This is a genomic window from Thauera linaloolentis 47Lol = DSM 12138, from assembly GCF_000310205.1.
Taxonomy (GTDB): Bacteria; Pseudomonadota; Gammaproteobacteria; order Burkholderiales; family Rhodocyclaceae; genus Thauera; species Thauera linaloolentis.
This window is the reverse complement of sequence record NZ_AMXE01000166.1, coordinates 1-2,227: the sequence shown is the minus strand read 5'-3', so window position 1 is coordinate 2,227 and position 2,227 is coordinate 1. Positions and strand designations below refer to the sequence as shown.

Sequence of the window (2,227 nt, the reverse complement as noted above, 5' to 3'; positions counted from 1 at the left end):
GGACCGGGGGCGGGGCGCGGCATCGCGAGGCGGCGCGGCGGACGGCCGGCGGGAGCGGCAACGGTGTGGCATGCGCGTCGTCCCCTCAGGTCGCGGCCGCCGGCAGCACCGCCTCACCGCGGTCGGGACGCGGGGCCTCGCCTTCCGGATCGTCGCCAGGATCGGCGGCGAGCGCTAGGTTTGCCCCGTCGGTCGCCGCCGTGGCCAGCGCCGAGCGCTTCTCGCCGGGGGCCGGCGGGTCGTCCTGCAGGAAGCCGCCGGCCTGGCCGGACCACAGGCGGTGGTAGGTGCCGCCGCGGGCGAGCAGTTCGGCATGGCTGCCGTCCTCGACGATACGGCCGTGGTCGAACACCAGGATGCGGTCGAGGTGGGCGATGGTGGACAGGCGGTGGGCGATGACGATCACCGTCTTGCCGTGCATGGCCTCGTCCAGCGTCTCCTGGATCGCCTTCTCGGTCACCGAGTCCAGGCTGGAGGTGGCCTCGTCCAGGATCAGTACCGGTGCATTCTTCAGGATCACGCGGGCGATGGCGATGCGCTGGCGCTGGCCGCCGGAGAGCTTCACGCCGCGCTCGCCGACCATGGCGTGGTAGCCGTCCTTCATTTGTGCGACGAACTCGTGGGCATGGGCCTTGCGCGCCGCCTCGACCACCTCCTCGTCGCTCGCCTCCTGGCGGCCGTAGCGGATGTTGTCGAGCAGGCTGCGGTGGAACAGGCTGGGGTCCTGCGGGATCAGGCCGAGCTGGGCGTGCAGGCTGTCCTGCGTCATCAGGCGGATGTCCTGGCCATCGATCAGGATGCGGCCCTGCTGCGGGTCGTACAGGCGCAGCAGCAGGCTGACGAAGCTGGACTTGCCCGAGCCGGAGAAGCCCACCAGGCCGACGCGCTGCCCGGCGGGGATGCGCAGGTCGAGGTTCTCGAAGATGGTCTGGCCGGCGTGGTAGCCGAAGTGCACGCCGGAAAACTCGATCTCGCCGCGGCGGATGGTTCCCGGACGGGCCTCGGCCAGGTCCACCAGCTCGTGCGGCCGGATCAGGGTGCGCACGCCATTGTTGACGTTGCCGATGAACTCGAAGAACTCGAGGAAGCGGCGGCTCAGGTTGCGCGCCTCGTTGATGATCAGCAGCGACAGGCTGGTGGCGAGCACGAACTCGGCGACGCCGATCAGGCCCTGGCTCCACAGCCGCAGCGCGTACCACAGGGTGCCCACCTTCAGCACCGCGGCGGCGGCGAACTGGAACCAGCGCACCCGCTCCGAATACCACATCGAGCGGCGCACCGCCCTGAGCTCGACGGCGAGCTGATCATCGAGGAGGCTGCGCTCGAAGCCGAGGCGGGCGAACAGCCGGGCCGAGAACAGATTGGTCACCGAGTCCACCAGCCTGCCGGTGGTTTCGCTGCGCGCCGCGGCGGCCTGCACCGCGTAGGGCTGGCAGCGGGTGGCCAGCCACCAGGACAGGGCGACGAAGGCCACGGCCCAGCCGAGGACGAAGAGGGCGAGCTGCAGGTGGGCCTGGAACAGCAGCCCGATGGAGACGCCGAAGACGATCGCCACCGGCCAGAAGTCGAAGATGACCGCCCACATGATCTGGTTGACCGCGAGCGAGGTCTCGCCGATGCGGTGGGCCAGCGCGCCGGCGAAATTGTCGCTCAGGTAGCGCTGGGAATGGTGCTGCAGGTAGGCGTAGAGCGCCCGCGTGACGGCATGGCGCTGCAGCGGGCCGAAGTAGAACTGCAAGGTGCCGGCGGCACGGCTGAGCACGACCTCGCCCAGCGCCAGGGCGATGAACAGCAGCAGCGGCGCCTGCAGCGCGTCGGCCCAGCCGGCGGTGGCGTCGCCGAGCCGGGTCACCGCGCGGATGATCTCGGCAATGGCATAGGGCAGCAAGATGCCGCAGGCGGCATGGCCGCCTTCTAGCGCCACCATACCGGCGTACCAGGCCGGGCGCTCGCGGGCGAAGTGGAGGACGAAGTGGAGCGGGGAGGCTGGCAGGGCAGGCGCTTGCGGGGCGGCGGTAGAGGTCATGGAGGCGGCAGGGCCGGTTGGTGCGGAGAGACCGGATCACGTTAGCAAGTAACGGTCCACGTGTCGGGGCCAGCATGTGCGCGGCCATCGCGCGGCGGCGGTGTTGCGGCCGCAGCATGCTGCTCCCGCGTTGTTGCCGGCGCAGCAGGCGTGTGCCCGCCGCCGTGGCGGGCGGACACGCGCCGGATGGCGGGCGCGGGC

General features: G+C 71.0%; 1 protein-coding gene. It reads right to left on the bottom strand.

Annotation, left to right across the window (positions count from 1 at the left end):
- Positions 1 to 85 precede the first annotated feature (85 nt).
- Positions 86 to 2,026 carry an ABC transporter ATP-binding protein gene (locus tag C666_RS18950; RefSeq protein ID WP_154666180.1) on the bottom strand — a complete coding sequence of 647 codons (1,941 nt, stop codon included), beginning with the start codon at positions 2,024 to 2,026 and terminating at the stop codon, positions 86 to 88.
- Positions 2,027 to 2,227 lie beyond the last annotated feature (201 nt).